Source organism: Paraburkholderia caffeinilytica, assembly GCF_051027425.1.
GTDB classification, from domain to species: Bacteria; Pseudomonadota; Gammaproteobacteria; order Burkholderiales; family Burkholderiaceae; genus Paraburkholderia; species Paraburkholderia caffeinilytica_A.
Genome location: NZ_CP186552.1, coordinates 2,065,633 through 2,091,037 on the forward strand (window position 1 = coordinate 2,065,633; position 25,405 = coordinate 2,091,037).

The window sequence follows — 25,405 nt, forward strand, 5'->3', positions numbered from 1 at the left end:
ATGGAACGCTTCCGAATAGGGTCCGCTCGCGCATGATTCGTGGGGTCAACGGCCTCGATGTCCATATTCTCGAGGCCGGTTACGAAAGTCCCGGCCGGCCACTCGCGCTGCTTCTGCACGGGTTTCCCGATCTGGCTTACGGCTGGCGACACCTCATCCCAATTCTGGCGGACGCCGGCTACCATGTCGTGGCGCCCGACCAGCGAGGTTTTGGCCGCACCACCGGTTGGGTGAACGACTATGACGCCCAGCTAGCGCCCTTCAGCCTTTTGAATATGACGCGTGACGCCCTCGGATTGGTTTTGGCGTTGGGGTATCGGCGTACGGCAATGCTCGTCGGGCACGACCTCGGCTCGCCCGTAGCGGCCTATTGTGCGCTAGCCCGACCTGACGTCTTTCCCTCGGTGGTGCTGATGAGCGCACCGTTCCCCGGTCCGCCGACGCTTCCGTTCAACATTGCGGAAAGCGAGGTATCGTCAGTTCAACCGAACACCGGCAATCAAAAGTTAGCGGCCGCGCTGGCGGCGCTCGACCCGCCGAGAGAGTATTACCAGCAATACCTGAGCACACGGGAGGCGAACCATGACATGTGGCACCCCCCTCAAGGCTTACACGCGTTTCTTCGCGCATTTTTCTACGTCAAGAGCGCCGACTGGCCGGGAAATAAGCCGCATCCGTTGAAGGCGCTAACCGCCGCAGAACTTGCACGAATGCCCACCTATTACGTCATGGATCTCGGCAAGACGATGCCCGAGACCGTCGCTCCATTCCAACCTTCCTCCGCCGAGGTCCTGGCCAGCACATGGCTCACCGAGCCTGAACTTGGGGTGTACACGGAGGAGTATGGCCGCACGGGGTTTCAAGGCGCCCTGCAGGCTTATCGCGTCTTTTCCGACCCTGACCTGAACGCTGAGTTGCGGCTGTTTTCGGGTAAGACGATCGATGTCCCGTCGCTCTTCATTGGCGGGAAGAGCGATTGGGGCACCTATTCGGCGCCGGGCGCGCTCGATCTTATGAGGACGAAGGCGGTGACGAGAATGGGCGGCATCGAGCTGATCGACGGCGCCGGTCACTGGATCCAACAGGAGCAGCCGGCTCGGCTCAGCGAGCTCCTGCTCGCCTTCATCAAGGAGGTGGGCGGGGCGGATCACACCAGCGGTTAGATCGGGGAATGCCTGTCGTTGCTCTTGAATCGAACCGCCTTCCCGCATGCGCAACGCGCCTGAGGTCTGATTTGCGTCTTCATATCGTTACTGCGCGTTGTCCGCGACCATACTGGCGCGGCGAACAATTCATGACCCGTTTGAATGCCGTGCTGAAGGATTTCTCGGACTCATACCCAAGCGCGCGGCCGATCCCGGCAACTGAGTCGCGGGAATGCGTCAGCCTGTCTGCGGCAAGCATCATTCGCCAGCGCGTCAGATAGTCCATCGGCGAGAGGCCGACGAGTTCCCTGAACCGAAGCGCGAAGGTCGTGCGCGACATGGCGGCTTGCCCGGCGAGCGTCTGCAGGGTCCATTTCGTGCCGGGCGCCTCGTGCATAGCATTGATCACCGCGCGCATGCGTTTGTCCGCCAGGGCGAACAGCCAGCCGACACCATCGCCGCTCTTCGCGGAAAGCCGCATCCGCAACGCCTGCACCAGAACCATCGTGGCCAATTGCTGGGCGACGATGTCGCCGCCGGGTTGCGGCTCGCGCAATTCCTGTCTCATGCGTTCGATGCACCATCGCAACGTCGACAGGCCAGGCTCGTCACGGACGTGAACGATGGTGGGCAGCATATTCAACAGCAGATCGGCCTGAGCATCGGCGAGGGTGAAAAAACCGCCGATGCTCAGGAATCCGCCGCCGCCGTTGTACGTCACGATGCGGCCGTCCTGGACTTGCGGCAGCAGCGTGCGGACATCGACCGGCTTGGCTGCCATATCGCTCGCGATGCGAAACGGCCTTCCACTCGCGAGCAGAAAACACTCACCTTCCGTGACCTTCACGGGCTCAGGTTCGCCTTCCACCGAGACCCAGCATTGCCCGCGAAGAACAGCATGGAATTTGATCCCGTCGTGAGGACCAAATTGCACTGCCCAGTCTCCGCCCGCATCGAAGCCGCCGGACACGTAACTGCGCAGTTCCAGCAACGACAAGACATCTGATAGGGGGTCCATATAGCAAGTTCCGAACGAATGGATACTAAATACGAACGATAAGGCATAGATCGTCCCGCTTCAATGCCGTAGCCTGTGCTGGAAACAGAACAGGAGGTTTGTGATGCGTGTATTCGTGACGGGAGCGACCGGCTGGGTTGGCTCGGCCGTGGTACGGGAACTGATTGAAACGGGGCATCACTGGTCGCGCTTTGCCGAGGTTTGCACCGTTCGTGGCAATTGACGCTCCTGCTACGAGTGATCGCACGCGTGCGCTGTTGGGCTGGGCGCCTGAGCAGTGCGGCCTCCTTGCCGACCTTGCGCAATCCGGTTATTTCAGCATCGGATCGACTGCATCCTCTCACTGAATTTTCATCGAAGGAGCGCGGAATGCGGGTTTTCATCACGGGCGCCACAGGCTTCATAGGCTCCGCTATCGTTCGCAGTCTTATCACCGCCGGCCACGAGGTTACCGGCCTTGTACGCTCGGCGAATGCCGCCGCTTCGCTTGAAGCCTTGGGGGCTCAGGCTTGCCACGGGACGATCGAGGATCTCCACGTCCTTCGGCGGGCTGCGGCTGCTGCGGAGGGCGTCATTCACACTGCCTTCTTTCATGCGCTCTCGCAAGCCAGCCTCGGTATCCGTGTACGAATCATGTTCGGCGGTCGCCCGACGAATATTGTCGAGCGGTTCACGACTGCGGCCGTCGGAGCAGAGCGGCACGCCATCGAGACATTCGGTGGCGCACTCGAAGCAAGGAAAGGCTCGCTGATCATCGCGTTTCCGACGATGGCAATGGCACAGGGGCGTTTGGCACTTGAAACTGACGTCGCCGATCCCGGTGCGGTGGGCGGGCTCAGGGCGCAATCCGAAAAGACGGCATTGGATCTCGTCCGGACCGGTGTGAGCGCCACGGTCGTTCGGTTGCCGCCGTCGGTCCATGACGAGACCAGGCTCGGGCTCGTCACGCGGTTGATCGAGATCGCACGGAAGAAGCGGATTTCCGCCTATCCGGGGGATGGGAACAACAGATGGGCTGCCGTGCACCGGCTCGACGCATCGCAGCTGTTCCGGCTCGCGCTCGAAAGTGACGAGGCGGGTGCCCGCTATCACGCTGTGGCGGAGGAGGGCATCCGGTTCCGTGGCATCGCCGAGGCGATTGGACGCCATCTCGACGTCCGGGTTGTGCCTTTGTCAGTTGAAGACGCTGCGAGGCATTTTGGCTGGCTGGCACCCTTTGTCAGCGCAGATAACCCGGTTTCCAGTCAAGCCACACGGGAACGATTGGGCTGGGAGCCGCGGCATCCGCAGTTGATGACCGACCTTATGGCTTCCTTGCGCGACGTACGTCGTTAACGCCTCTCATGTTCCGGACGCAGCACCGAGGCGCCAACGCGTGATTGCGCATCCAGACAGGCGATTATCTGACGCCGTTCTACTCGGACGAGGCGCTCGCGCTGCAGACGCGCTTCTTCGATCATTTCCTGAGGGGCGTGAACAACGGTTTGGAGAACGAACTATGCGTCGCGGTGCAAGTGCGGCGCCCGGAGGGAACGGCCTGGCGCAATGCGGTCGCCTAGTCGCGCTATTAATTTTACATAATATAAATTATCAACATACTGGATGTAGAGGCTAAGTTGTAATGTCCGCTTCTAGCCAAGTTCAAATGTCCGGTTCCCGACTCCGGACCGGCGGCTGTTGCGCATGCTGCGGCATCCCAGCGATGCCTGGAGCCAGACCACGGACGGACATGGATTCATCACGATCACCATGAGCACAGCGCACAGCGAGCCAGACCATGAACGCATGTGGATTTATCACGATCAGCACGCGTGCGCTTGATCGGCTCAAGATCATTGAGGCGATCGTCGAACACCGGCTGAAGTTATCTAGGCGGTCATCGAGAAACGACTGATGCGCCTGCTGCGCAAACAGCCGCTCCGTACTTTCCCTCCCAAAATCCGGCAATAGCTTGACTACAATGTATTGAAGCAAACGAAACTGCAACGGCGGTCGGTACAGACACAGCAGTCAGTACGGTGACGTTCCAATTCCTTCATTGGAGGCACGGCCATGACCTGCCTGAGCGAAAGGATTGTCGGCGCAATATTCTGTTTGCTGGGCGTAAGCGGATATGCGTTCGCGGACGGTCTTGCCATGGACTCGCACGAAGAGATGACCGTTGCGAATATCGCGCCTCCGCCCGAGAAGATTGTTCCATCCATTCCGGAACCGCAGCGCTATCTGCAGCGCTATGAAATGGAATATCAGGTGGATCAGGGGCAGCCGTTTTACGCTCAAGTCGAGAACTTCTATAGCTCACCGGTGACTCACGACTTCCATCTCGGCGCCGCGAAGACCACCGCAACGCCCGAGGCGGCGCAACAGCAAACGTCGAGTTATCTTCATCTGGGTCCGTCGACGGTACCGCAGATCTCGATCGTCCAGTTATCGAACACGACTTTAACGCTCGGTGCGCAACCGCAGCGAAGACTGTCGTTGACCGTCAACGATTGGGTCTTTTCCGGCACAGCGCGCGTCGCGGTTTTCCATTCACACGATACGGGTGCGACGCTTTCTGTCCGGCACGGCTTTTAACCTGAGGTCCGTGGGTTAACTCGAATCCGTGCCTGCTGGGATCGCTGAACGGCCGGCTCGGTGACTGCCGTCCCGACGCGAAGCACACCATAGCATTCGCAATTGCCGCCGCAACGCCGACCACCCTGGTATCCCCTACTCCCTTCACACCCGACGGATCGGCGACGTCCTCGGGTTCGTCGGCAAACATGCGTTTGAACCGGAGACGACGATGAAACCGTCGCGATTCGACACGGCGCGTGCTGCAACCGGTAGAGCCATATCGCCCCAAAGTGGCCACTTGAAAGTGGTTACCTGAAATTAAATAAAACTGGTTATTTAATAAGGCCACTTGAGCGCCTAATCTGTACTCACCGAACCACTGAGTGGGTCCAAACCATCAAGGAGTGAATCATGGAACAACGTCTCGACTTCTACAAAGCCAATCCTGCCGCCATCAAGGCGATGCTGGGCGTTGAAGAGCGCATCGGCAAATCGGCCCTCGAAAAATCGCTGACTGAACTGGTCCGTTTGCGCGCTTCCCAGATCAACGGCTGCGCTTTCTGTGTCGACATGCACACCACCGATGCCCGCAAAGGCGGCGAATCAGAGCGCCGTCTGGCCACCGTCGTAGCGTGGCGTGAAACGCCCTTCTTCACCGACCGTGAACGCGCCGCGCTCGAATGGACCGAAGCGCTCACGCTGGTGTCGCGGGACCACGTACCCGATGCCGTGTGGCAAGCCGTCCGCCCGCATTTCAGCGACGAGGAACTGGTCGACCTGACGCTGCTGGTGTCCGCCATCAACGCGTGGAACCGCTTCGCAATCGGGTTTCGCAAGATGCCGGTTTGAGCTCGCCGCCGCTATGCCGCCCGCAGAATCATTTCTGCATTAAACCTGAAGGACAGAAGTCGTGAAAATCATGCACGTCGACGCGAATCCCAACCGCGAGCGATTCAATGAGGCGCGTAAGCGCACGAAAATGCGCAAGCTTATCGCGATGGTGGCGCTAGCCGGTTTTTCCATCGCTGGAATTTCCCAACCTGTATTCGCCGCCGATACAGCCGCTGCTCACGAGACGATTACGCCCGCGTTCACTGAGGCAATCGCCAACGTTCCGGGCAAAACGATGACGGCGCTGGTCGTCGACTATGCGCCTGGCGGCAAATCACCGTCGCATCGTCATGGGCAGGCTTTCGTGGTGGGCTATGTGCTGTCGGGTGCGATCCGCAGCCGTGTCGACAGTGGCGAAGAACGCGTCTTTCATGCGGGCGAATACTGGACCGAGAAGCCCGGCGCGCATCATATGGTCAGCGAAAACGCGAGCAATACCGAACCCGCGAAGCTGCTGGCTATTTTTGTTGCGGACACAAATGATAAAAACCTGGTCACGTTCGACAAACAGTGAACGCGTAGCGTGAGACGCATGCGGTCCATGCGGTCCATGCGCTCCCCGCGTGGACCGCATGCATGCCATTGCCACCATGCACGTTAAGATGTCGCGCTACGGTTTTTCATTAATCTGGCGATGGCCGAAAATACCAACGATTCAATTGAGCAGCCGCGCGCGAGTAAATGGCACATGCTCGTCGAACTCATCATCATCGTTCTGGCGACATGGACGTGCGCGAAGTTACCGCTGCAATGGGGCCTCGTTGGCTGGCTCTCCATTGCGCTGTTCGAATGGCTGCAAAGTCGATTTACCGTTCTTCGAACCGGTTGGTTCTCGCTCATCCGGTTGTGCTGGCCGTTCGGACTCGGCATCCGAACGGCTCTCGACGTGCCCCATCTCGTGCTCGGCGTGCCGGCAGGCATCGGCGTGTGGGCGCTTTCCGTGCTTGCGCTGGAGGCATTTGAGCGGCGCATCGGACTGCGCCCGCGCACGGTCGAATCAGAGCCCCTCAGGCATCGGCCTGATCCTCCATCGCACGCCGTTCAGGACGGCCCGCGTGGCGGGAGCGCCTGGGGTGGTGACACGCCTGCCCAGACGCCCGAAGGCGAACCGGTTCGCGTGATCGGTGCGGAAGAGATTGCCATGGGTGGGCCGGTCATCTGCGACTTTCTGCTCCCCGACGGCACCGTGCTGCTGCACGGCGGCGCATCGGCACGCTTTTCCCGCGATGGACGCTACTTCGTGTCGCCCAAGCCAAGTCGGGGCGCGTGGGAGCTGTATGTCTTCGACCGTCGGGAGCGCGTGCTGTATCACTGCCGCGAGTCGCGTTTCTGGGAGCTTGACGAAGTCAGCGAAACGGACGTCAAGGGGCGCGTCAGTCCGCTTACGCACGACCAGACCTCCGTAGTGCCGCTGGCCGAATTGATCGGCAATGGAAAACCCGAGCGCTTCGCGGCCGTGCGCGACCTCTGGCTGCCGGAGTCGTTCATCGAAGAGATCGCAAAGTGGCATGCCCACGAGGCGTTGCCGCCAGGACCGGCTGAATCGCCGGTTGTCGAATGCCGTCATTGGCTGCCGGAATCATTGCGTGCGCTCGATGACCCACTTGCTTTGCTGCGGCGGCCGCAAGGCGATGTATTTGTCGGTGGTGTGGCCACCGGGTTGAAGGTGTTTTCTCGAACGCTGACCATCGACTGGTGCGGTGGCGGCCGCACCTTCATCTGCACCGCGATGGCGGCCGGCGATTACGCGATGCGTCGTCGTCAATGGAGTCCCGAACATGGATTCACCCTGATCGACGACACGGCTTCGTCAGTGTCCCCGTCCCCCTAGAATTTCGGATGACATTCGAAATTCACTGACGATGCATGCTCGCTCATCATCTGCACGCCGCTCACCGTTTCCGTTGTGACGCTGCTCTGCATGCCGCGCCGCTCGCAATAGTCGCGCGCCTCGTTGACAGCGTGTTCGTGCGCGCGGGCCCAGGCCATCCGCCCGCCAGTTGCGCTCGCCGCCACAGTGTAAATACCGGGTTTGTCCGTGGCGGCAACGTCGGTCGTCGATATGCATCCCACCAGGCTGGCGCACGCGCTCACCGCCGCGATGAGCGAGCGCCCGCGGCTGAACAACGGGCGTCGACGCTGCTGTGCTACGGATGCCCGCTCCCGATCGAGCCTGTGATCTGAAACCGTGTTGAACATGATTCGCCTACATTTCTTAACCGTTTTACCAATCTCGAAATTATGCGTAATCAGACGCGCAAGATCAGCCTCGTCACCCGAAAACACTGTTGCATACGACTGAACAATCGCCGGCCGCCCTTACACAAGCGGAGCTTCGTCAGTCCTCGGCATGACGGGCGCACAGCGTGATCCTGTCGACCTGAGCCGGGTTTTCATCGCGGTTTTCCGTCATGCAATTTCCGCACTCTCCTCATAAAAACAATGCACTGGCTTTATCCCGCCAGTTCGCTTGAAATTAGCACGGTCATTCCATTTTGCGGCGACGGTCCGGGGTCGATGAACCCGGACCGCACTCGCTCCGCAACAGGGCTGTGCAATCAGGTCCGCTACAGGCGGATATAAAAAGAGGAGACATGCATGCGTTTTATCAATCATGGCGTTTGCGGAGCCACGCTGATTCTTGCCACCGGCGCCGCCGCGGCTGCCGAGTCGAGCGTGACCTTGTACGGCGTCGTCGATGCGAACATCCAGTATCTGGACAACGGCGGCGTCCACTCGTACGCGGAAAAGAGCGGCGGCTCGACGGGTTCCCTGTTCGGCCTGAAAGGCAACGAAGACCTGGGTGGCGGCCTGAAGGCACAGTTCAACGTCGAGACGGGCTTTAACGTGAACAACGGCGGCTTGTTCGCCGATACCTCGGCGCTCTTCTATCGTCAGGCATGGGTCGGTCTGAGCCACGACCAATACGGTTCGGTGACCATGGGACGCCAGTACGAGCCGAGTTTCCGGGTCATCTATCCGTCCGATCCGTTTCGCGCGAACGAAGTGTTGTCGCCGTTTTCGGCCAACGTCCTCGCAGTCGACCGGAACACGCTGTCGACACAATACGATTCCGGCCGCGCCAGCAATTCGATCATGTATCAATCGCCGGATATGAAAGGCCTGAAGTTCTACGGCATGTATGCGTTCGCCGCCACGGTGAGCCAGCCTGTGCCGGCCACGAGCGGCAACATGCTGAACGTCGCGGCCACTTACACGGGCTACGGTTTCTACGCGGGTCTTGCTTACGTGAACCAGCATCCGGGACAGGAAACCATCGCCGGCCTGCCCACGTCGCTGAGCCTGCTGGGCACCGAGCATTTCATCGGTGCGCTCGCTTACCGGATCGGCATCGTGAATTTCCAGTTCAACTATTCGTACAACCGCGCGCAGGATGCCGCGCCTGGCTCGCTGGCCGCGCACCTGGGCACCGCCCATTCACTGAGCATTGCGGAGTTGGGCGCGACGATTCAGGCAACCCCTGCCGATACGATCACGATTGCCGGCGTTCAGCGCAGCGTGCGTGGCGCGCATGACAATACGCCGAGCATCGAAGTGGGCGCCGACCATTCGATATCGAAGCGTACGAGTCTGTACATGCGGGCGGGCTATATGAAGAACAACGGCTCCGCCACGGTGAGCTGGCCGGGCGTAACCGTGACCGCCCCCGGAACCAAGCAGATTCTCGCGACCGTGGGTATGACGCATCGGTTCTAGGACGAATCGCGGCCGCTGGGTGACGCGGAGGCGTCGCCTCGCGGCAAGCGTTCCCGAAAGCAAAACACTTTCGGAATCGCGCTCCACCGACTAGTCTGTATGCACACCAAGCAAACGGACCGGACGCTGAACCGGAGGAGACGTCGATGGATATTGAAGCACGCACCATAACGCGCGTGACGGTTCGGCTCGTGCCGTTCCTGATCGTCTGCTATTTCATAGCTTATCTCGACCGGGTCAACGTCGGCTTTGCTGCACTGCAAATGAACAAGGCGCTCGGGCTGTCCGCGAGCGCATTCGGCTTCGGCGCGGGCATCTTCTTCATCGCGTATTTTTTCTTCGAAGTCCCGTCCAATCTTCTGCTCGAGAAATTCGGCGCGCGGCGCTGGATCGCCCGGATCATGTTCACATGGGGGATTCTCGCCGGCGCGATGGCGTATATCCCGGACATTGCCCGCTTCACCGGCCTCTCGCCCGCGCACGTGTTTTACGGCTTGCGGATTCTGTTGGGCGTGGCCGAAGCAGGATTTTTCCCCGGCATCATCTTTCTGCTCACATTGTGGTTTCCCGCCGCCTATCGCGCCCGCGTGGTCGGCTATTTCATGGCGGCCATTCCGCTGTCGACGGTGATCGGCGGCCCGATTTCCGGCGCCCTCCTCTCGCTGGACGGCCATGGCGGACTGGCCGGCTGGCAGTGGGTCTATCTGATCGAGGCGCTGCCCGCGCTGGTGCTCTCGTTCTGCGTGCTGTTCTATCTGACCGACAAGCCGGCGGACGCCACCTGGCTTGCCAATGACGAACGCGCCTGGCTGGTCGCCCGCCAGGCTCAGGAACGTGAGCATCGCGAGGCCGTGCGCACTTTCAGCGTGAAGGAAGCGCTGTTCAATCCGCGAGTCCTGGCCGTTGCGCTCATCTACTTCGGTGCGAACGCAACCAACTATGGCCTGAGTTTCTTCCTGCCGCAGATCGTCAAGTCCTTCGGTCTCACCAATCTGCAAACCGGTTTCGTGACGTCGCTGCCTTACATCGTCGGCGTGATCAGCATGATTTACTGGGGGCGCCATTCGGACCGCAAGCTCGAACGCAAATGGCACGTGGCGATCGCGTTGCTGGTCGCGGCCGGCGGCATCGCGGCAGCGGCCGGGCTCGACGATCCGGTGCAGAAGATGATCGCGCTGTCGATTGCCGGGTTTGGCATCTTCGGCTGCCTGCCGGTGATCTGGACCTTGCCGGCCGCGTTCCTGTCGGGCGCGGCGGCGGCGGGCGGCATCGCGGCCGTCAATTCCCTCGGCAACCTCGCGGGATTCTTCGGGCCTTACGCGATGGGCTGGATCAAGGACAGCACCGGCGGCTTCGGCGCTGGCCTGCTGTGTCTGTCGGGTGCGGGATTGATCGGCGTGGCGGCCGTGCTTCTGCTGCGTCACGACACGGCGCTCGAGGCGTCGTGCAGTCTTCCGCCGGACCCGGGCGCGACGGGCAACACGGAGGTGGCGAGGTCCTAGCGAAATGACAACGCCGCGCGGACCGAACCACGCGGCGCAGCACGTTTGCCCCTCAGGGCGATGCGCTCGCGCTGGCCGGCGTAGTCGAGAATGGGTTCGCCGCGCCGCCGCCCGCGTCCGGCGGTAACACATCGTCTGGTGTGGGCGTAGGCGCCAGGGCCGGCTCGCCGCTGCCGTGCACTTCACCGTCGACGGCCCTGTTTGCAGGCGCGGGCGCGGATGCCGGCGCCTGAAGAAGCGGCGGCAGCGCACGCGGTTCGACATCGGCGGCGGCGGTGGACGCCGCGGCTACCGATGCAGTGGACGCCGGTGCAGCGGCAACAGCAGGCGCATGACGCGGCGTATTGCGCGACACAACCGGCGCCGAGGTTTTCGCGGGCGGCGTTGCGAACAGATGCTGGAACCACTGGCGCAATCTGTCCGAGCGTTCGGCAAACCATCCCGGCTCCTGCTCGGTCGCGAACCTGACTCGGCTGTCGACCAGTTTCGACCTTTGCGCGCGCTGGAAAAAGTCGCCGACGATCGGCAACGCACTGTGCGCCCCCTGCCCCCAATAGTCGCTGCGCAAGGTCACGCGGCTGTCGTTGAAACCGACCCACGCCCCGGCGACTAGCTGCGGCGAGATCAGGATGAACCAGCCGTCGGCGTTGCCCTGCGTCGTGCCCGTCTTGCCCGCGACGTCGCCACGCACGCCGAAGCGGCTGCGAATGCTCGAACCGGTGCCCCGGCTCACCACGTCGCGCATCACATCGACGAGCGTGCGAGCGGCGTCGGCCGGCAATTCCTGCTTGGGTGACACTGGCGCGAAGTCGGCCAGCACCTCGCCGTTGCGGTCTTCGATACGCGTGACCATCACCGGTTCCACGTAGCCGCCAAGGTTCGCGATCGTGCCGTAGGCCGAGACCATTTCCTTCAGTGTCACCGGGCTCGTGCCGAGCGCGAGCGACGGCACCGGATCGAGTTCGCTGTCGCGCACGCCCATGGCGCGCGCCAGCCGCGCGACCTTGTTCGGACCGACCTGTTCCATCAACTGGGCGGTGATCCGGTTGCGGGAATAGGCGAGGCCGTCGCGCAGGCTGATGGCGCGCTCGCTCGGTTCGTCCTCGTCGCCCGGACGCCAGATTTCTCCGCCGGCCAGCGGAATTTCGACGGGTTTGTCGATAAACGTGTCGCTGGGTTTGGCGCCATTTTCGAAGGCCGCGGCATAGACGAACGGCTTGAAGGTCGACCCCGGCTGGCGGCGTGCCTGCTGAACGTGGTCGAACGGATCCTGGCTGAAGTCGCGGCTGCCGACCCAGGCCTTGATCTGGCCGTTGCGTGGATCCATCGCGAGGAAGTCCGCCTGCACCCGGGTTTTGGACTCGCACACGGTCTTCACCAGATCGCGGTCGGACGAGACGCGCTTCATCGCGTCGTCGTCCGTCAGGCCGGCGTCTTTCGCGGCGCGATAGTCGGGCGTTTCGCGCAGGAAAGTCTGCAACAGGTCCCGGCCGCTCGCACAGCCCGCACGCGTGCCCCACGCCGAATTGGCGATGCCCTGCAACTGGTTGCCCTGCAAGGTCACGGCCTGGGTGGCCATGGTCTGCAGGCGCGAATCGATCGTGGTGCGCACCACCAGTCCGTCGGAATAGATGTTGTAGTCGTTGCGATCGGCCCATGCCGCGAGCCACTTGCGCAGTTGCTGCGCGAAGTGCGGCGCGGGTCCGGGCGGCTCGGTCTGCCGCTCGAAATCGATGCGCAGGGGACGGCGCGCGAGCGTCGCGTAGGCCGCGGGCGTGAGCTTGCCGTACTTGACCATTTGCGCCAGTACCGTGTTGCGCCGCTGCAGCGCGCGTTCCGGGTTGAGCACCGGGTTGTAGTAGCTATTGCCTTTGAGCATGCCGGTGAGCGTCGCGCTTTCCAGCACGTTCAGGTCGCCGGCCGATTTGTCGAAATAAGTGCGCGCCGCCATCTCGATGCCATAGGCGTTGTAGAGGAACGGCACCGTGTTGAGGTAGGTCTCGAGGATCTCGTCCTTGGTGTAGAGCGCCTCGATCTTGAAGGCGGTGATCGCCTCCTTGATCTTGCGGGTCAGCGTGGGGGCGCGGCCGATCTCGTCCGGATAGAGATTGCGGGCGAGTTGCTGGGTGATGGTCGAACCACCCTGCCGGTCGCCGGAAAACGTGTGCAGCGCGGCCGATGCCGTACGGCGCCAGTCGAGCCCGAAATGCTGATAGAAGCGGTGATCTTCCGTGGCGATCAGCGCGTTCACCACGTTTGGCGAGATATCCTGGAGTTTCACCCACTCGCGGTTCGAGGGTTTGAATTCGGCCAGCAGTTTGCCGTCCGCCGAGAGAATCTGCGCCGGCTGCTCGATTTTCGCCTTGCGGATGTCGCCGATGCTGGGTGTGAACGGAATCAGGACCAGCACATACAGGACCAGCAGCACCGGGATCGCCGCACAGGCCTTTGCCACGCCGCGCGGCGTGGGATGGCGGAGGTGCCAGAAGGCCCGGGCGATGGGCTGGTTTGCCAGGGTTAGCCCTTTTTCAAGGGTCTGTAGGAATTGGGGGATCAGGCGCTTCACTCGGGTTACCGTTCTGCTTGACGAAGGCAGCATCGTATCAAGATGGGGCGCTTGGGCAGCTGGTTTTGGTTTGGGGTGCCTGCGTGGCGTTTGTTGTTGGTTGCCTATGGCATTGGGATTTGTTTGATTGGGTTGCCTGCGCGGCGCTTGTTTGTCTGTTCGCCTGAGGCGTTGGGCTTTCGTTGATCTGGATTCTTTGGTCTTTGGTCTTTGGCCTTTCCTTGTTTTCTTATTGGTTTATTAGCGTCGCCCCTGTGCGGGGCAGGCACCTACTTTTCTTTGCCTGCTGCAAAGAAAAGTAGGCAAAAGAAAGCAGCTCAAACCGCCAGCTTATAAGCGGGTCCCCCGCACAGCCACGGTAGTGGTGCATCTGGAATCCGTGTTTTCGCACACTCCGCCCAGGTGACAAGGCCGTCATTCTTCCGGCGGCGCTGTGCGCGCCGACGCGTATTTCAGAGAACCATCTGCGCGGTTTGTGCGCGTGCTTCACTCGACGCCGTGGCTCGCCGTTGCATCTCCAGCGTTGCCGCCATGTGCCGGCGCTTCATTCGACGTGCGAACTCACATCTGCATGGGCTGTCGCGACTTGTCGGTCGCTGGAGGCGCTAGGTAGCACCTCCCGAAACAGACATAGTTTTCAGCACTTCGCCGAGGCAAAGCCGACGGCCCCCACGGACCTCAAACGAAACCATTGGCTTCCTGGGCAGACTCGTCCGCGCCGAGGCAAAGCCAACGGCCTCCGCGCACGAACGAAGCCTCCGGTTTCCCATGCGGACCCATCCGCGACGCACGCAGTGCGAAGTGGGAGCGGATGAGCCCTTTGTCACTCACGCCGAATGTGCGGGAACACGGATTCCAGATGCACCACTACCGTGGCTGCGCGGGGGACCCGCTTAAGAGTTAGCGGGGTGAGCTGCTTTCTTTTGCCTACTTTTCTTTGCAGCAGGCAAAGAAAAGTAGGTGCCTGCCCCGCACAGGGGCGACGCTAATAAACCAATAAGAATTCAAGGAAAGCCCAAAGAATCCAGATCAAGGAAAGCCCAACGCCGCAGGCGAACAGACAAACAAGCGCCGCGCAGGCAAAAGATCAAAAAAAGTCCACCACCACAGACAACCAACAAGAAACGCCGTGCAGGCAAACAGGAAAGCCCACCCCCGCAGGCGCACAAAAAACCCAAACCCAAACCCCCACTATAATGTCGGCAATTCTGACAAGAGGTGCTTCATGATCATCAAACCGCGCGTGCGTGGCTTCATCTGTGTATCGACCCATCCGGTTGGCTGCGAAGCCAACGTCAAAGAACAGATCGAATACGTCAAGGCACGCGGTCCCATCGCCAATGGCCCGAAAAAAGTGCTCGTGATCGGCGCCTCCACGGGCTACGGCCTCGCCGCCCGCATCAGCGCCGCGTTCGGCTCGGACGCCGCCACGCTCGGCGTATTCTTCGAGCGCGCCGGCAGCGAAACCAAGGCCGGCACCGCAGGCTGGTACAACACCGCCGCCTTCGAGAAATTCGCCACGGAACAAGGCCTGTACGCAACCAGCATCAACGGCGATGCCTTCTCCGATGAAGTCAAGCAACGCACCATCGAAGTCATCAAGCGCGATCTCGGTCAGGTCGACCTGGTCGTCTACAGTCTCGCCGCGCCCAAGCGCACGCATCCGAAAACCGGCGAAGTGTTCACCTCGACCCTGAAGCCGGTCGGCAAGGCCGTCAACCTGCGCGGCATCGACACCGACAAGGAAGTCATCAAGGAAACCGTCCTCGAACCCGCCACGCAAGCCGAAATCGACAGCACCGTCGCGGTGATGGGCGGCGAAGACTGGCAGATGTGGATCGACGCCCTCCTCGAAGCCAACGTGCTCGCGGATGGCGCGAAGACCACCGCGTTCACCTATCTCGGCGAAAAGATCACGCACGACATCTACTGGAACGGCTCGATCGGCGCGGCCAAGAAAGATCTCGACGAGAAGGTGCTCGGGATCCGCGAAAAACTCGCGGCCAAAGGCGGCGATGCACGCGTCTCGGTGCTCAAGGCGGTCGTCACGCAGGCGAGCTCCGCGATTCCGATGATGCCGCTGTACCTGTCGCTGCTCTTCAAGGTGATGAAGGCGAAAGGCACGCACGAAGGCTGTATCGAGCAGGTCTACGGGCTCTACAAGGACAGCATGTACGGCACGACGCCGCACATCGATGAAGAAGGCCGTCTGCGCGCGGACTACAAGGAACTCGATCCCGAAGTGCAAGCCCGCGTTCAGGAACTCTGGACTCAGGTGACCAACGACAATATTTACGAGCTCACCGATTTCAGCGGCTACAAGACCGACTTCCTGCGTCTGTTCGGATTCGAGATCGCCGGCGTGGACTATGACGCCGACGTCAATCCGGACGTGCAGATTCCCGGGCTCGTGCAGATGTGATGTTTGCTTGCGGGGTTCCGACGGCCCCGCAAAGCCTGTGTTTTCAGTGTGATTGGCAGCTCGTCCTGAGCGAACAACACGAGGGCTTCCACGCGATGACGTTCGAGGCGGGCGAAGCAGCGATGTGGCGGCTCGCGCAGCGCTACACAGGTCGCGTGGGATACCAGCGCGGCGTCAAATCCGAGGGGCTGTCCGCGAACCCGCCGGTCATCGATTGCTCGGGATGGACTGCCCTGCTTCTCACGCAGGCAATGCATGCGGAAAACGAGGCGGCTTCCCGCGGGGGAGCCTCCCGCATGGTGTTTGCCGCTCGCGACATGGACGCGTTGCACGTGTGGTCCGATCGGATCGTTCACGAGATCGAGCACCGCACAGGATTCCTTCTCCAGGGGGCCGAGGTCACGGCCCACACCCTGCCGCGCTGCGCAACCATCGGCTTGAAAATGGGCGATCCCGCATGGGCCATCAACCATCCCCGGCCACGCGGCATCACTCATATCGTTCAGATCGTCCGCCGCCCGGAGGATGATGCGCCGTTCGTTTCCGAAGCGTTCGGCGGTTCGGTCGCGCCGGGAATCAGTCTTACACCGCTGGCGGAGTGGCTTGCCCGCTCGCAGCCGCATATTCTCGCGAACGAAGTGTGGGCAGTGGACGCGTTCCGGATGGCGTCGTAGCCGGACTCATCCTGCGTATCAGCAGGGAAACGCCGCCTGAAGCGAGCGCAGAATGGCGAGCCCGATCGGAAAGTCGTCTGAAAGTCCCGGATGGTTGGTGAAAAACTGATCCAGCAGCGGATAGACATTCTGATTGCCGATAGCCAGGTTCTGCGGCGGGCAGAACAACGGCGGACGCTTCTTCGATACCAGATCCCCGTTCGCCCACCCCAGCGCGTTGATCGTACCGGTGATGTAAGCCGCGTAGACCGAGTTATTGTCGGTATGGGCCCAGAGTTTGTATTGCGAGGCCGTCATTTCGGCGCTTGCGTTGAGCGTAAAACAGGCCGTCAGTAAAGCCAGTGCAAATTTCGATACCCGCATCTTCGAACCTTCAATCCGTGTCGCAAAAGCGGCCATTGTAGGCGAGTCGGATCGCGGTGCGCAGAAGCACTCGATAGCTGGTTTTTTGTAAGTACTGCGCAGGCTTTTTTGTAAGCGTCGGGTGCGGATCGGCCCCGTGATGCCGGAGCCGCCGCCATGACCTGATAGCGTGACGACAGATGCCGCACGAATGATCTGCTCACGGCGTACCGTTGCGGCAGTACTCCAGATACGCGGGACGCAAGGCAAGGCGCGCCATGTAAGCCGTCAGCGCCGGAAAATCGGCGTGCTGCAACGGCGTCTCAAGCCAGCGGTTGATCGAAAGCGCAATCGGAATGTCCGCAAGCGAGAACGATGCGCCGGCGATGAAGGCGCCGGTCGTCTCCAGTTGCCTGTCGACGATTGCAATATGCCTCGCCCAGTTCGCGCACGACAGGTCGATCTGCTGACGATCCTGATGAGCCGGCGAGCGCCGGACCAGCGCAAGAAACGCGTAGCTCCACGCCCGGTTCAGCTCGCTTGCCTGCCAGTCGATCCATTGATCGCACCTGGCGCGTTCGCAAGGATCGCCCGGGTAGAGCCACTCACCGGCATAGCGGCCGGCCAGGTAACGGATGATCGAGTTCGATTCCCACAGCACGAACTCGCCGTCCCGGATGACGGGGACCATCGCGTTAGGATTCAACGCGACGAATTCGGGCACGTCGGTCGCCCTGAATCCGGAACCCCAATCCTCCCGCTCGAACGGCAGGCCGAGTTCGGCGCATGCCCACAGTACTTTGCGCACGTTGATGGATGAAGCTTTGCCTAGTATTTGCAGCATGGAATCGTGTCCGTCCGTTCGGTCGCTATGGATAAACGCCGGGAATCCGGCTCGAATCGTAGCGTATCGATAGCGCGATAAAACGGACATAGACACTTTGCAGGTCGCGCACGGGGCCAGCCGGCGTCACGGCCGAGGGTCGGTCGTGGCCGATTCTCGGGTTCCTCCGATCATCCGGCGATATTTGATCAAATTTCCCAAAAAGAAAAATCCATGCGATGATTTGATCAAATCTCATGATGCAAAACGTCCAGCTTTCCCGAACAGATGGTTCGTCGCGCCAGGTTTGCAGCCGCGCTTCGCGCCGTCTTCATCAACCGACTGGAGTCAACCTTGCAAAGCGACCTACGCGCCGACCTCCGCGAATTCCTGGAACATCACCGTATTCATGAGGTGGAATGCGTGATACCGGACATGACGGGCGTGGCGCGCGGCAAGATCGTGCCGAAGAACCTGTTTCTCTCGGAAGGCAAGATGCACATGTCGAACGCGCTGCTGATGATTACCGTCAACGGCGAGTTCGCGAATTTCGAGCGCTTTGTCGGGCCGAGCGATCCCGACATGGTCTGCATCCCCGATCCGGATACGATACGGCTCGTACCGTGGGCGATCGAACAGGTCGCGGTGGTGATTCACGATTGTGTCGGACTGGACGGCAAGCCGATCGGCATTTCGCCACGCGCGGTGTTGCGGCGTGTGCTGAAGCTCTATGAGGACAAAGGCTGGCGCCCTGTGGTCGCGCCGGAGATGGAGTTTTACCTGATCGCGCAGAACCAGAATCCGCACGAACCGCTGCGTCCGCCGCAAGGCCGCGCGGGGCGCAGCGAAGCCGGCCGCCAGTCGTTTTCGATCGACGCCGTCAACGAATTCGATCCGTTCTTCCAGGATCTGTCGCGCTTCTGCGAGACCACGCATCTCGGCGTCGAAACGCTCGTGCATGAAGTCGGCGCGGGGCAAATGGAGATCAATTTTTCGCACGGCGATGCGCTCGATCTCGCCGACCGCGTGTTCCTGTTCAAACGCGCGGTGCGCGAAACCGCCTTCCGTCATGGCATTTTCGCGACTTTCATGGCGAAGCCGATGGAGCACGAGCCCGGCAGCGCGATGCATATTCACCAGAGCATCGTCGACAGCAAAACCGGCGCGAACATCTTTTCACTGCCCGACGGAACGGCGAGCCCGCTGTTTTTCAACTATATCGGCGGTTTGCAGAAGTACATGCCGCAAGCCATGCCCATGTTCGCGCCCTACGTGAATTCCTACCGGCGTCTGTCGCGCTTCACCGCCGCGCCGATCAACGTGCGCTGGGGTTACGACAACCGCACCTGCGGCATCCGCGTGCCGAATTCCGGGCCCGACGGACGGCGGCTCGAAAACCGCGTGCCGGGCGTCGATGTCAATCCGTATCTGGCGATGGCGGCTACCCTCGCCTGTGGCTATCTCGGCATGGTGGAGCAGCAGGAGGCGTCGGCGCCGATGATCGAAAGCGCCTACGACCTCGAATACGAATTGCCGCGCGGTCTCGAAGATGCGCTCAAGGCGCTCCTGAAGTGCACCGAACTCGCAGACGTGCTCGGCGACAAGTTCGTGCAGGCCTATTGCGCGGTCAAGGAAACGGAGTTCGAGACCTTCTCGCAAGGCATTACCGCGTGGGAGCGGGAGCATCTACAACTGCTCGTCTGAGCGCTGGCGGCCGCTGGAAACATTCTGGAAACGTCATTGGAGAAGCAGGATTTGAATACCCGCCACGGCATCAACTGGGCGCGCGCGCAAGCGCTCGTCGAACGAGAACGGCGCGCGTTTGCGGAAGCCATGCCGGCATCGCGCGCGCTGTCCGAACGCGCCGCGCGCCACCTGCTGTTCGGCGTGCCGCTGCACTGGATGAACGACTGGTCGACGCCCTTCTCGCTCTATGTTGAAGAGGCACGCGGCGCTTCGTTTACCGACGTGGACGGTCATCGCTACGCGGACTTCTGCCTCGGCGACACGGGTGCGATGTTCGGCCACTCGCCTGCCCCCGTGGCCCGCGCGTTGGCTGCCCAGGCTGAGCGCGGCTTGACGACCATGCTGCCGGGCGAGGACGCCGCATGGGTCGGCGAAGAACTCGCGCGCCGTTTCGGGCTGCCCTACTGGCAGTTCGCGATGACGGCGAGCGATGCCAACCGTTTTGCGTTGCGCTGGGCGCGCGCAGCGACCGGACGCAAACAGATTGTGATCTTCAACGGCTGCTATCACGGTACCGTGGACGACGTGTTCGTCGATCTCGTCGACGGCAAGCCGCAACAACGCGACAGCCTGATCGGCCAAGTGCACGACCTGCTCGATACCACGCGCGTGATCGAATTCAACGACCTGGCCGCGCTGGAAAACGCGCTGAAAGACGGCGACGTGGCCTGCGTGCTGGCCGAACCCGCGATGACCAACATCGGCATGGTGCTGCCCGAGGCGGACTACTGGCGGCAAGCGCAAGCGCTCATGCGCCGCTACGGCACGCTGCTCGCGATCGACGAAACCCACACCATCAGTTGCGGGCCGGGCGGTTACACGAAAGCGTACGGCCTCGAACCCGACCTGTTCATCCTCGGCAAACCGGTGGGCGGCGGCTTTCCGTGCGCGGTGTATGGTTTCAGCACCGAGCTGGCGGCCCGCGCGCAGCACGCCAAGCGCAGCGCACCGCCCGGCCATTCCGGCATCGGCACCACCCTCACGGCGAACATGCTGGCGATGAGCGCGATTCGCGCGACCCTCGCCGAGGTCATGACCGATGCCGCCTACGATCATATGTTCGCGCTCGCCGAGCGGATCGAAACCGGCCTGAAAAGTGCGATTGCGCGTCATGGTCTCGCGTGGTGCGTGACGCGCATCGGCGCCCGCACCGAATTCCAGTTCGCGCCGACGCCGCCGCGCAACGGTGACGAAGCGGGCCGCCAGCTCGACCCGGAACTGGAACATATCGTGCACCTGTATCTGCTCAATCGCGGCGTGCTGATCACGCCGTTTCACAACATGATCCTGGTGTGCCCCGACACGTCGGCGGCCGACGTCGACAGACTGGTTTCTACGTTCGACGCCTGTCTTGCCGAACTGACCTGATCTGAGCGTTTTCAGATCGAGGTTGATCGAGTGAGGCTAGCGCTAAACTGTCGGCCTTTTTTCCGGCCTTTTTGCGGTCTTTTTTCGGCTCTCGTACCGGGCTCTATGAAAACTTCGCGCCATCACACGCTGCAGGACCAGACTTACGAAACGCTGCGGCAATGGCTGACGATCGGACGCTTCGTGCCGGGCGAGCGCATCAAGATCCGTCACGTCGCCGCCGAGCTCGGCGTGGGCGAAATGCCGGTGCGCTCCGCCTTGCAGCGCCTTGCGGCCGAATCGGCGCTGGTGAACGTGCCCAATTGCGGCGTGACGGTGCCACGTCTGTCGAAAGAACAATTCGACGATGTGCTGCGCGTGCGCCTGATTCTCGAAGGCCAGGCTGCCGAATTGGGCGTGCCGCATCTGGGCACGCACGATCTGGATATGCTGGAAAAACTGAATGCACAGATGGTGCAGGCTTTGCGAACCGCCGACGCCAAGGGCTATCTCGATGCCAACGAGGCGTTCCATCTGATTCTGTATCGCGCGGCCGGCTCGCCGCTTCTGCTCGAATTGATCGAAACGGTCTGGCTGCAGGTCGGGCCAATTTCGAATCTGTTGTTTGGCGACGCGCAGTTCGCCGCTACGCTCAACGACGCCCACGATGACTTGCTGAACGCCGCGAAGGCGCGTGACGCGGCTGGGGTGCGGCGCGCGATCGAACAGGATCTGAGTCATGCGGCGAGCTGTTTGCGCGCGCAGTGTCTATAGGCGTTGAGGTGGGACTCAGGCTGCGGGTTTTGCGCCTGGAGATTCAGGCTTAGGATTTCAGACTTAGGGTTTTGGTTTTGGCTTCGGGCTTCGGGTTTTCAGGCGCTGAAATTCAGATCCCGCGCTTTGGCGCCAACATCACGCTTTCAACGTCGCCTGCTCAAGAATCATGTCGTAGAGCGCCTGCGCCGCCGGCGACAACTGGGCGGTCTTACGCGCCACGAGCACGAGCGTGCGCGAAACCACCGGATGCGTAAGCTCGACCATGCGCACCGCCGGATACGCGCCCTTCTGAACCGCGAGTGCCGGCACGACGGCCGCGCCCACACCCTGAGCGACCAGCCCCACAGCAGTCGAACTGCGCTGCACTTCATAGAACGAGCGCAGCGCCAGTTCGTTCTTTGCCAATGCGACATCGAGCAACGCGCGATTGCCGCTGACCTCGCCGGCAAAAATCAGCGGATACGATTGCAACTGCTGCCAGGCGATGCGCCGCCGTTTCGCCAGCGGATGATCTTCATGGCAAATCAGCACGTAGCGGTCTTTCGTCAACGGCACGCTGGCAAGATCCGGATGATGTTCGCCGGCGATATTGATGCCGAACTCCACCTCCCGGCGCAACACGGCCTCCTCCACCGCGGACGACGCGTGATCGAGAATCTTGATGCGGTTATGCGGATAACGCGCGGCATACGCCTGCAGAATGCGCGGCAGATACTGCACGCCCACCGTCGGCACGCAGGCGATCGACACATCGCCGCGACGAGCCACACCCGTCTCGCGAATCTCCACCAGCGCGTCGGCAAGCTCGCCCAACAAACGGCGCGCCTGCGGCAGAAAACTGCGCCCGATTTCCGTCAGCGCCATGGAACGGGTAGTCCGCTCGATCAGCGTAACGCCGAGATACGCTTCGAGCTTGCGCAGACGCTGCGTAATGGCCGTTTGCGTGACGTGCAGAGAATCCGCCGCGCCCTGAAAGCTGCCCCGGTCTGCAATCGCAACAAACGCCTGTACGCCGAGCGTGTCGATTTTCATTAGAAAAATGAAGGAATCGGAATGATAAATTCATTTTACTCCACCTTCGGCGCCGCACAGAATAAGCGGATTGGATCGATTCGACGCCACACACTGGGCGCGGATGTCGGCAAAAACGGTCCGGCAGTCGGGACAAATCGGAACAAAACAGGACAAAGGAGCGCGAGATGACTTCATCGACGAATTGGCAGGCAAAACAGTACGTGTTGTTCGAAAACGAGCGCACGCGTCCGGTCCGGGATCTGCTGGCGGCGGTCCCGGAAACGGACGTGCGCGTGGCGGTGGACATCGGCTGCGGCCCCGGTAATTCCACCGAAGCACTGGCGGCCCGCCTGCCCGGCGCGGCGGTCAGCGGTATGGACAGCTCCGCCGACATGATCGCGGCGGCCAGGAAGCGCCTGCCGCAATTCCAGTTCGAGGTGAGCGACATCGAAACGTGGGAGGCTCCCGGCCCCTACGACCTGATTCTCGCCAATGCCGTGCTGCAGTGGGTACCGAATCACGAACAGCTGTTTCCGTCGCTGGTGAAAAAACTTGCGCCGGGCGGCAGCCTGGCCGTGCAAATGCCGGACAACCTCGACGAACCGGCGCACCGTCTGCTGCGCGAAATCGCGGCGGACGGCCCCTGGGCGAACAAGCTGCGGGGCGTCGAACGCACCATGCGCTACGGCGCCGACTGGTACTACGCATTGCTCAAACCGCTGTGCGCGCGGGTCGACGTGTGGCGCACCGTCTACCATCACCCGCTGGCCGGCGGCGCGGACGCGGTGGTCGAATGGTTCAAGGGCAGCGCGCTCAGACCGTTTCTGGCCGAGCTCGACGACAGCGAGGAAGGCGTTTTCCTCGCGCGCTACCGGGAAGCGATCGCGCGAGCTTATCCGGCGCTGGCCGACGGCACCGTGCTACTGCCGTTTCCGCGACTGTTTATCGTCGCTACGCGCTAGCGGCGTCAGCCCGCCTGCGGGCTGACGCGCGGCGTTTGTGGTGCCGGAGTCGCCAGGGTCAGTCAGGCATTGCCGCTCGTGAATTCTGCGTGATATTGTGTAACGTAAGCGGGGACGGCAAGCCGCCCCCACCGGAACGCAAATTACAGCAGCGAGCGTCGCCATGAGTGATGTACGCCATCATCTGAGTCCACGTGACCGTTTGGAGCTGTTGTGCTGGCTCACCTGCGGGTCGCTTGGCGCTTTTTACCTCAATGAGGACTGGCCCGACGCGGCGTTTCAGGTGCAGGCCGCCCATAAGTGGCTCGACCTGCGCTCGCGCGAAGCAGACTGGTTGAGTATCGCCAGGTTGTCGGCAACCGCACTGGAGATCGCGCGTCGGCATGCGAGTTTTGTCGAGGCCGACTGGGCGCGGGACGCCGTCGAGGAGATTCTCGATACCGACGAACTCGACCCTCAGGCGCGGCTGGTAAAACAGGTGCTGGCGGATTGCCAGAGCGCGCTGGCGGACAAGCGCTTGGCGGATTAGTTTGTCCCGCGCGGCACGTTGAGCGATCCGCCATGCGGCGTCGGCTGCGTTGATCTGCTTACCGTTTGCCAGCGCCGCGCAGGCGGATTAAAAATTGTGCCGCACGCCGACGATCACGGAGAGTTGTTTATCCGTATCCGAGTTAACGATATTCGGAATCTGCGCCAGATTCTCCGTCTGCCCCGTCGACGGATTGATCCCCAGTCCCGCACCCGAAGATTTCTGTCCAATCGCCACCGCATAGACCGCCGTCCGCTTCGACAGGCTATACACCGCGCCGAGGTTGATCTGGTGCACGCGTGTCGAGGCGCCGCTGCTCGGTTTGGCGTCGTTGAAGATATACGCCAGACCGAGTTGCAAATCCGGCGCGAGCATATAGGTCGTGTTCAACTCGGCAATATCGAATGAAATATCGGCCCCGGCAGGGTTCGCCGCACTTGCGAAATATTGGCTCTGCGACAGACGCGTATGCGTATAGGTGAGCGCCACGCTCGCCTTGCCGAACGCATACGAGCCCCCTGCTCCGAAAATCCTCACCTTGCTCGCCTGCTGCAGCAGACAATACGACGCGTCGGCATTCGCGCAACTGAAATCGCCGATATACCCGGTAGTGCCGCCTAAGGCCGCCTGCAACGGCTGGTTCAACTCGAGATACCCCGCGCTCAACGACAACGGGCCCTGTGCGTAATTCGCCGCCAATGCCCAACCCTTGTTCTGCGAAAAATTCCCCGCCACGCCACCCAGGCTGAACAACCCGCCAACGGTCAACCCGCCGAAGCTCGGGCTGATGTATTTGATCGAGTTGTTGAAGTTGAACGCTTCGTTGAGGTTGTCGACGTCGCCGAAATGCGAGCCGTACAGCGTCGCCCAGTTATTGCTCGAGGCATACGCACCCATGTAGTCGGAGAACGGATCGTATTGACGACCGAACGTCAGCGCGCCGTATGTGCCGTTGTTCAACCCGACCCATGCGTTGCGATTGAACAGCGTATTCGATTGCAACATCGCACCGTTGCCGATCAGAAAGCTGTTCTCCAACGTGAAGTTGACCGTGGTGCCGCCACCGATATCCTCCGTGCCCATCAAGCCCCAACGCGAAGGCACCAGATTGCCGCCCGCCAACTGATAATTCGCGTGACCGTTGGTGCTGCCATCGGCGAGCGTTGTCTGCTGGTTGGTCGTGTAGACGACGCCGGCGTCGACCGTGCCATAGAGCGTTACCGAAGATTGCGCATGTGCGCCCATCGCGAGGCCGCACGCGGCCAGCGCAAGCGCTGAGCGCTTGACGAATGTGTCTGCCATATTTTTAGCCGGAAGTTGAGTGATGAAATCAGCAAGAACAAACAACACGCCCCGAGGACGCCCCAAGCA

Annotated in this window: 24 protein-coding genes; 17 read left to right on the forward strand and 7 right to left on the reverse strand. The window is 61.5% G+C overall.

The features are described from left to right. Window positions 1–32 precede the first annotated feature (32 nt). Entirely contained in the window at window positions 33–1,163 is a 1,131-nt protein-coding gene (locus tag ACOSV0_RS09065) for an alpha/beta fold hydrolase (protein WP_434110222.1), read from the forward strand. Window positions 1,164–1,242: 79 nt separating this feature from the next. Here the strand turns inward: ACOSV0_RS09065 and ACOSV0_RS09070 are convergent, their stop codons facing one another. Then, window positions 1,243–2,163: an AraC family transcriptional regulator gene (locus ACOSV0_RS09070; protein ID WP_434109989.1), complete on the reverse strand. Its 921-nt coding sequence runs from the start codon at window positions 2,161–2,163 to the stop codon at window positions 1,243–1,245. A gap of 103 nt (window positions 2,164–2,266) precedes the next feature. Here ACOSV0_RS09070 and ACOSV0_RS09075 point away from each other — a divergent pair, with 103 nt between their 5' ends. The 7 genes from ACOSV0_RS09075 to ACOSV0_RS09105 all read left to right on the forward strand — a co-directional run bounded on the left by ACOSV0_RS09075 (window position 2,267) and on the right by ACOSV0_RS09105 (window position 7,444). Further along, on the forward strand, window positions 2,267–2,386 hold the full coding sequence (locus ACOSV0_RS09075) for an NAD-dependent epimerase/dehydratase family protein (protein ID WP_434109990.1): 120 nt from the start codon (window positions 2,267–2,269) through the stop codon (window positions 2,384–2,386). A 146-nt stretch (window positions 2,387–2,532) separates the two neighbouring features. Beyond that, window positions 2,533–3,498, forward strand: coding sequence for an SDR family oxidoreductase (locus ACOSV0_RS09080; protein WP_434109991.1), 966 nt, complete (start codon window positions 2,533–2,535; stop codon window positions 3,496–3,498). Window positions 3,499–3,542: 44 nt separating this feature from the next. Then, entirely contained in the window at window positions 3,543–3,722 is a 180-nt protein-coding gene (locus ACOSV0_RS09085; RefSeq protein ID WP_434109992.1) for a hypothetical protein, read from the forward strand. 493 nt (window positions 3,723–4,215) lie between these two features. Next, window positions 4,216–4,740, forward strand: coding sequence for a hypothetical protein (locus tag ACOSV0_RS09090; RefSeq protein ID WP_434109993.1), 525 nt, complete (start codon window positions 4,216–4,218; stop codon window positions 4,738–4,740). 393 nt (window positions 4,741–5,133) lie between these two features. Continuing rightward, complete coding sequence (locus ACOSV0_RS09095; protein WP_434109995.1) at window positions 5,134–5,571, forward strand: carboxymuconolactone decarboxylase family protein; 438 nt, start codon at window positions 5,134–5,136, stop codon at window positions 5,569–5,571. Between the two features lie 130 nt (window positions 5,572–5,701). Further along, window positions 5,702–6,127, forward strand: coding sequence for a cupin domain-containing protein (locus ACOSV0_RS09100; protein ID WP_434110223.1), 426 nt, complete (start codon window positions 5,702–5,704; stop codon window positions 6,125–6,127). Between the two features lie 174 nt (window positions 6,128–6,301). Next, on the forward strand, window positions 6,302–7,444 hold the full coding sequence (locus ACOSV0_RS09105; protein WP_434109996.1) for a hypothetical protein: 1,143 nt from the start codon (window positions 6,302–6,304) through the stop codon (window positions 7,442–7,444). On the opposite strand, the gene ACOSV0_RS09110 is transcribed toward ACOSV0_RS09105, so the two are convergent. Then, a complete protein-coding gene (locus ACOSV0_RS09110) occupies window positions 7,441–7,812 on the reverse strand; it encodes a hypothetical protein (protein ID WP_434110224.1) in 372 nt (123 codons plus the stop codon). The two genes, ACOSV0_RS09105 and ACOSV0_RS09110, sit on opposite strands and share 4 nt — an antisense overlap. 399 nt (window positions 7,813–8,211) lie before the next feature. On the opposite strand from ACOSV0_RS09110, the gene ACOSV0_RS09115 reads away from it, so the two are divergent. Beyond that, complete coding sequence (locus ACOSV0_RS09115; RefSeq protein ID WP_434109997.1) at window positions 8,212–9,330, forward strand: porin; 1,119 nt, start codon at window positions 8,212–8,214, stop codon at window positions 9,328–9,330. A 146-nt stretch (window positions 9,331–9,476) separates the two neighbouring features. Next, on the forward strand, window positions 9,477–10,832 hold the full coding sequence (locus tag ACOSV0_RS09120) for an MFS transporter (protein ID WP_434109998.1): 1,356 nt from the start codon (window positions 9,477–9,479) through the stop codon (window positions 10,830–10,832). 52 nt (window positions 10,833–10,884) lie between these two features. Here the strand turns inward: ACOSV0_RS09120 and ACOSV0_RS09125 are convergent, their stop codons facing one another. After that, window positions 10,885–13,398, reverse strand: coding sequence for a penicillin-binding protein 1A (locus ACOSV0_RS09125; RefSeq protein ID WP_434110000.1), 2,514 nt, complete (start codon window positions 13,396–13,398; stop codon window positions 10,885–10,887). A gap of 1,225 nt (window positions 13,399–14,623) precedes the next feature. On the opposite strand from ACOSV0_RS09125, the gene fabV reads away from it, so the two are divergent. Together fabV and ACOSV0_RS09135 are read left to right on the forward strand one after the other, a co-directional pair. Further along, on the forward strand, window positions 14,624–15,820 hold the full coding sequence (gene fabV / locus ACOSV0_RS09130) for an enoyl-ACP reductase FabV (protein WP_434110001.1): 1,197 nt from the start codon (window positions 14,624–14,626) through the stop codon (window positions 15,818–15,820). A 95-nt stretch (window positions 15,821–15,915) separates the two neighbouring features. Continuing rightward, a complete protein-coding gene (locus ACOSV0_RS09135) occupies window positions 15,916–16,494 on the forward strand; it encodes a hypothetical protein (protein ID WP_434110003.1) in 579 nt (192 codons plus the stop codon). Between the two features lie 18 nt (window positions 16,495–16,512). Here the strand turns inward: ACOSV0_RS09135 and ACOSV0_RS09140 are convergent, their stop codons facing one another. Further along, window positions 16,513–17,106 carry a hypothetical protein gene (locus ACOSV0_RS09140; RefSeq protein WP_434110387.1) on the reverse strand — a complete coding sequence of 198 codons (594 nt, stop codon included), beginning with the start codon at window positions 17,104–17,106 and terminating at the stop codon, window positions 16,513–16,515. Next, window positions 17,057–17,680, reverse strand: coding sequence for a glutathione S-transferase family protein (locus ACOSV0_RS09145; RefSeq protein ID WP_434110004.1), 624 nt, complete (start codon window positions 17,678–17,680; stop codon window positions 17,057–17,059). The genes ACOSV0_RS09140 and ACOSV0_RS09145 overlap by 50 nt, the downstream gene beginning before the upstream one ends. Window positions 17,681–18,013: 333 nt before the next feature. Between ACOSV0_RS09145 and ACOSV0_RS09150 the strand changes: the two genes are divergently transcribed. From ACOSV0_RS09150 to ACOSV0_RS09160, 3 genes are all read left to right on the forward strand, one after another. Continuing rightward, window positions 18,014–19,363 (forward strand): glutamine synthetase family protein, encoded by a 1,350-nt coding sequence (locus ACOSV0_RS09150; RefSeq protein WP_434110006.1) that lies wholly within the window; start codon window positions 18,014–18,016, stop codon window positions 19,361–19,363. A gap of 51 nt (window positions 19,364–19,414) precedes the next feature. Further along, window positions 19,415–20,773 carry an aspartate aminotransferase family protein gene (locus tag ACOSV0_RS09155; RefSeq protein WP_434110008.1) on the forward strand — a complete coding sequence of 453 codons (1,359 nt, stop codon included), beginning with the start codon at window positions 19,415–19,417 and terminating at the stop codon, window positions 20,771–20,773. Between the two features lie 105 nt (window positions 20,774–20,878). Continuing rightward, window positions 20,879–21,526 (forward strand): GntR family transcriptional regulator, encoded by a 648-nt coding sequence (locus tag ACOSV0_RS09160; RefSeq protein ID WP_434110009.1) that lies wholly within the window; start codon window positions 20,879–20,881, stop codon window positions 21,524–21,526. Window positions 21,527–21,664: 138 nt separating this feature from the next. Here the strand turns inward: ACOSV0_RS09160 and ACOSV0_RS09165 are convergent, their stop codons facing one another. After that, window positions 21,665–22,561: a LysR substrate-binding domain-containing protein gene (locus ACOSV0_RS09165; RefSeq protein ID WP_434110010.1), complete on the reverse strand. Its 897-nt coding sequence runs from the start codon at window positions 22,559–22,561 to the stop codon at window positions 21,665–21,667. Window positions 22,562–22,728: 167 nt separating this feature from the next. On the opposite strand from ACOSV0_RS09165, the gene tam reads away from it, so the two are divergent. Together tam and ACOSV0_RS09175 are read left to right on the forward strand one after the other, a co-directional pair. Further along, the gene (gene tam, locus ACOSV0_RS09170; RefSeq protein WP_434110011.1) at window positions 22,729–23,505 is read left to right on the forward strand and encodes a trans-aconitate 2-methyltransferase; all 777 of its coding nucleotides are present in this window, start codon (window positions 22,729–22,731) and stop codon (window positions 23,503–23,505) included. Between the two features lie 163 nt (window positions 23,506–23,668). Continuing rightward, window positions 23,669–24,034, forward strand: a complete 366-nt coding sequence (locus ACOSV0_RS09175) for a hypothetical protein (protein WP_434110012.1) — start codon at window positions 23,669–23,671, stop codon at window positions 24,032–24,034. Window positions 24,035–24,121: 87 nt separating this feature from the next. On the opposite strand, the gene ACOSV0_RS09180 is transcribed toward ACOSV0_RS09175, so the two are convergent. Next, window positions 24,122–25,336, reverse strand: coding sequence for a porin (locus ACOSV0_RS09180; RefSeq protein WP_434110013.1), 1,215 nt, complete (start codon window positions 25,334–25,336; stop codon window positions 24,122–24,124). Window positions 25,337–25,405 lie beyond the last annotated feature (69 nt).

What these genes read in the sequence shown, in the direction of transcription:
- ACOSV0_RS09105 (WP_434109996.1), top strand. Translation starts at nt 6,302, where the DNA reads ATGCTCGTCGAACTCATCATCATCGTTCTGGCGACATGGACGTGCGCG.
- ACOSV0_RS09075 (WP_434109990.1), top strand. Translation starts at nt 2,267, where the DNA reads ATGCGTGTATTCGTGACGGGAGCGACCGGCTGGGTTGGCTCGGCCGTG.
- ACOSV0_RS09175 (WP_434110012.1), top strand. Translation starts at nt 23,669, where the DNA reads ATGAGTGATGTACGCCATCATCTGAGTCCACGTGACCGTTTGGAGCTG.
- ACOSV0_RS09115 (WP_434109997.1), top strand. Translation starts at nt 8,212, where the DNA reads ATGCGTTTTATCAATCATGGCGTTTGCGGAGCCACGCTGATTCTTGCC.
- ACOSV0_RS09090 (WP_434109993.1), top strand. Translation starts at nt 4,216, where the DNA reads ATGACCTGCCTGAGCGAAAGGATTGTCGGCGCAATATTCTGTTTGCTG.
- ACOSV0_RS09160 (WP_434110009.1), top strand. Translation starts at nt 20,879, where the DNA reads ATGAAAACTTCGCGCCATCACACGCTGCAGGACCAGACTTACGAAACG.
- ACOSV0_RS09100 (WP_434110223.1), top strand. Translation starts at nt 5,702, where the DNA reads ATGCGCAAGCTTATCGCGATGGTGGCGCTAGCCGGTTTTTCCATCGCT.
- ACOSV0_RS09095 (WP_434109995.1), top strand. Translation starts at nt 5,134, where the DNA reads ATGGAACAACGTCTCGACTTCTACAAAGCCAATCCTGCCGCCATCAAG.
- ACOSV0_RS09145 (WP_434110004.1), bottom strand. Translation starts at nt 17,680, where the DNA reads ATGCTGCAAATACTAGGCAAAGCTTCATCCATCAACGTGCGCAAAGTA.
- ACOSV0_RS09120 (WP_434109998.1), top strand. Translation starts at nt 9,477, where the DNA reads ATGGATATTGAAGCACGCACCATAACGCGCGTGACGGTTCGGCTCGTG.
- ACOSV0_RS09165 (WP_434110010.1), bottom strand. Translation starts at nt 22,561, where the DNA reads ATGAAAATCGACACGCTCGGCGTACAGGCGTTTGTTGCGATTGCAGAC.
- ACOSV0_RS09080 (WP_434109991.1), top strand. Translation starts at nt 2,533, where the DNA reads ATGCGGGTTTTCATCACGGGCGCCACAGGCTTCATAGGCTCCGCTATC.
- ACOSV0_RS09065 (WP_434110222.1), top strand. Translation starts at nt 33, where the DNA reads ATGATTCGTGGGGTCAACGGCCTCGATGTCCATATTCTCGAGGCCGGT.
- fabV (WP_434110001.1), top strand. Translation starts at nt 14,624, where the DNA reads ATGATCATCAAACCGCGCGTGCGTGGCTTCATCTGTGTATCGACCCAT.
- ACOSV0_RS09180 (WP_434110013.1), bottom strand. Translation starts at nt 25,336, where the DNA reads ATGGCAGACACATTCGTCAAGCGCTCAGCGCTTGCGCTGGCCGCGTGC.
- tam (WP_434110011.1), top strand. Translation starts at nt 22,729, where the DNA reads ATGACTTCATCGACGAATTGGCAGGCAAAACAGTACGTGTTGTTCGAA.
- ACOSV0_RS09070 (WP_434109989.1), bottom strand. Translation starts at nt 2,163, where the DNA reads ATGGACCCCCTATCAGATGTCTTGTCGTTGCTGGAACTGCGCAGTTAC.
- ACOSV0_RS09135 (WP_434110003.1), top strand. Translation starts at nt 15,916, where the DNA reads ATGACGTTCGAGGCGGGCGAAGCAGCGATGTGGCGGCTCGCGCAGCGC.
- ACOSV0_RS09110 (WP_434110224.1), bottom strand. Translation starts at nt 7,812, where the DNA reads ATGTTCAACACGGTTTCAGATCACAGGCTCGATCGGGAGCGGGCATCC.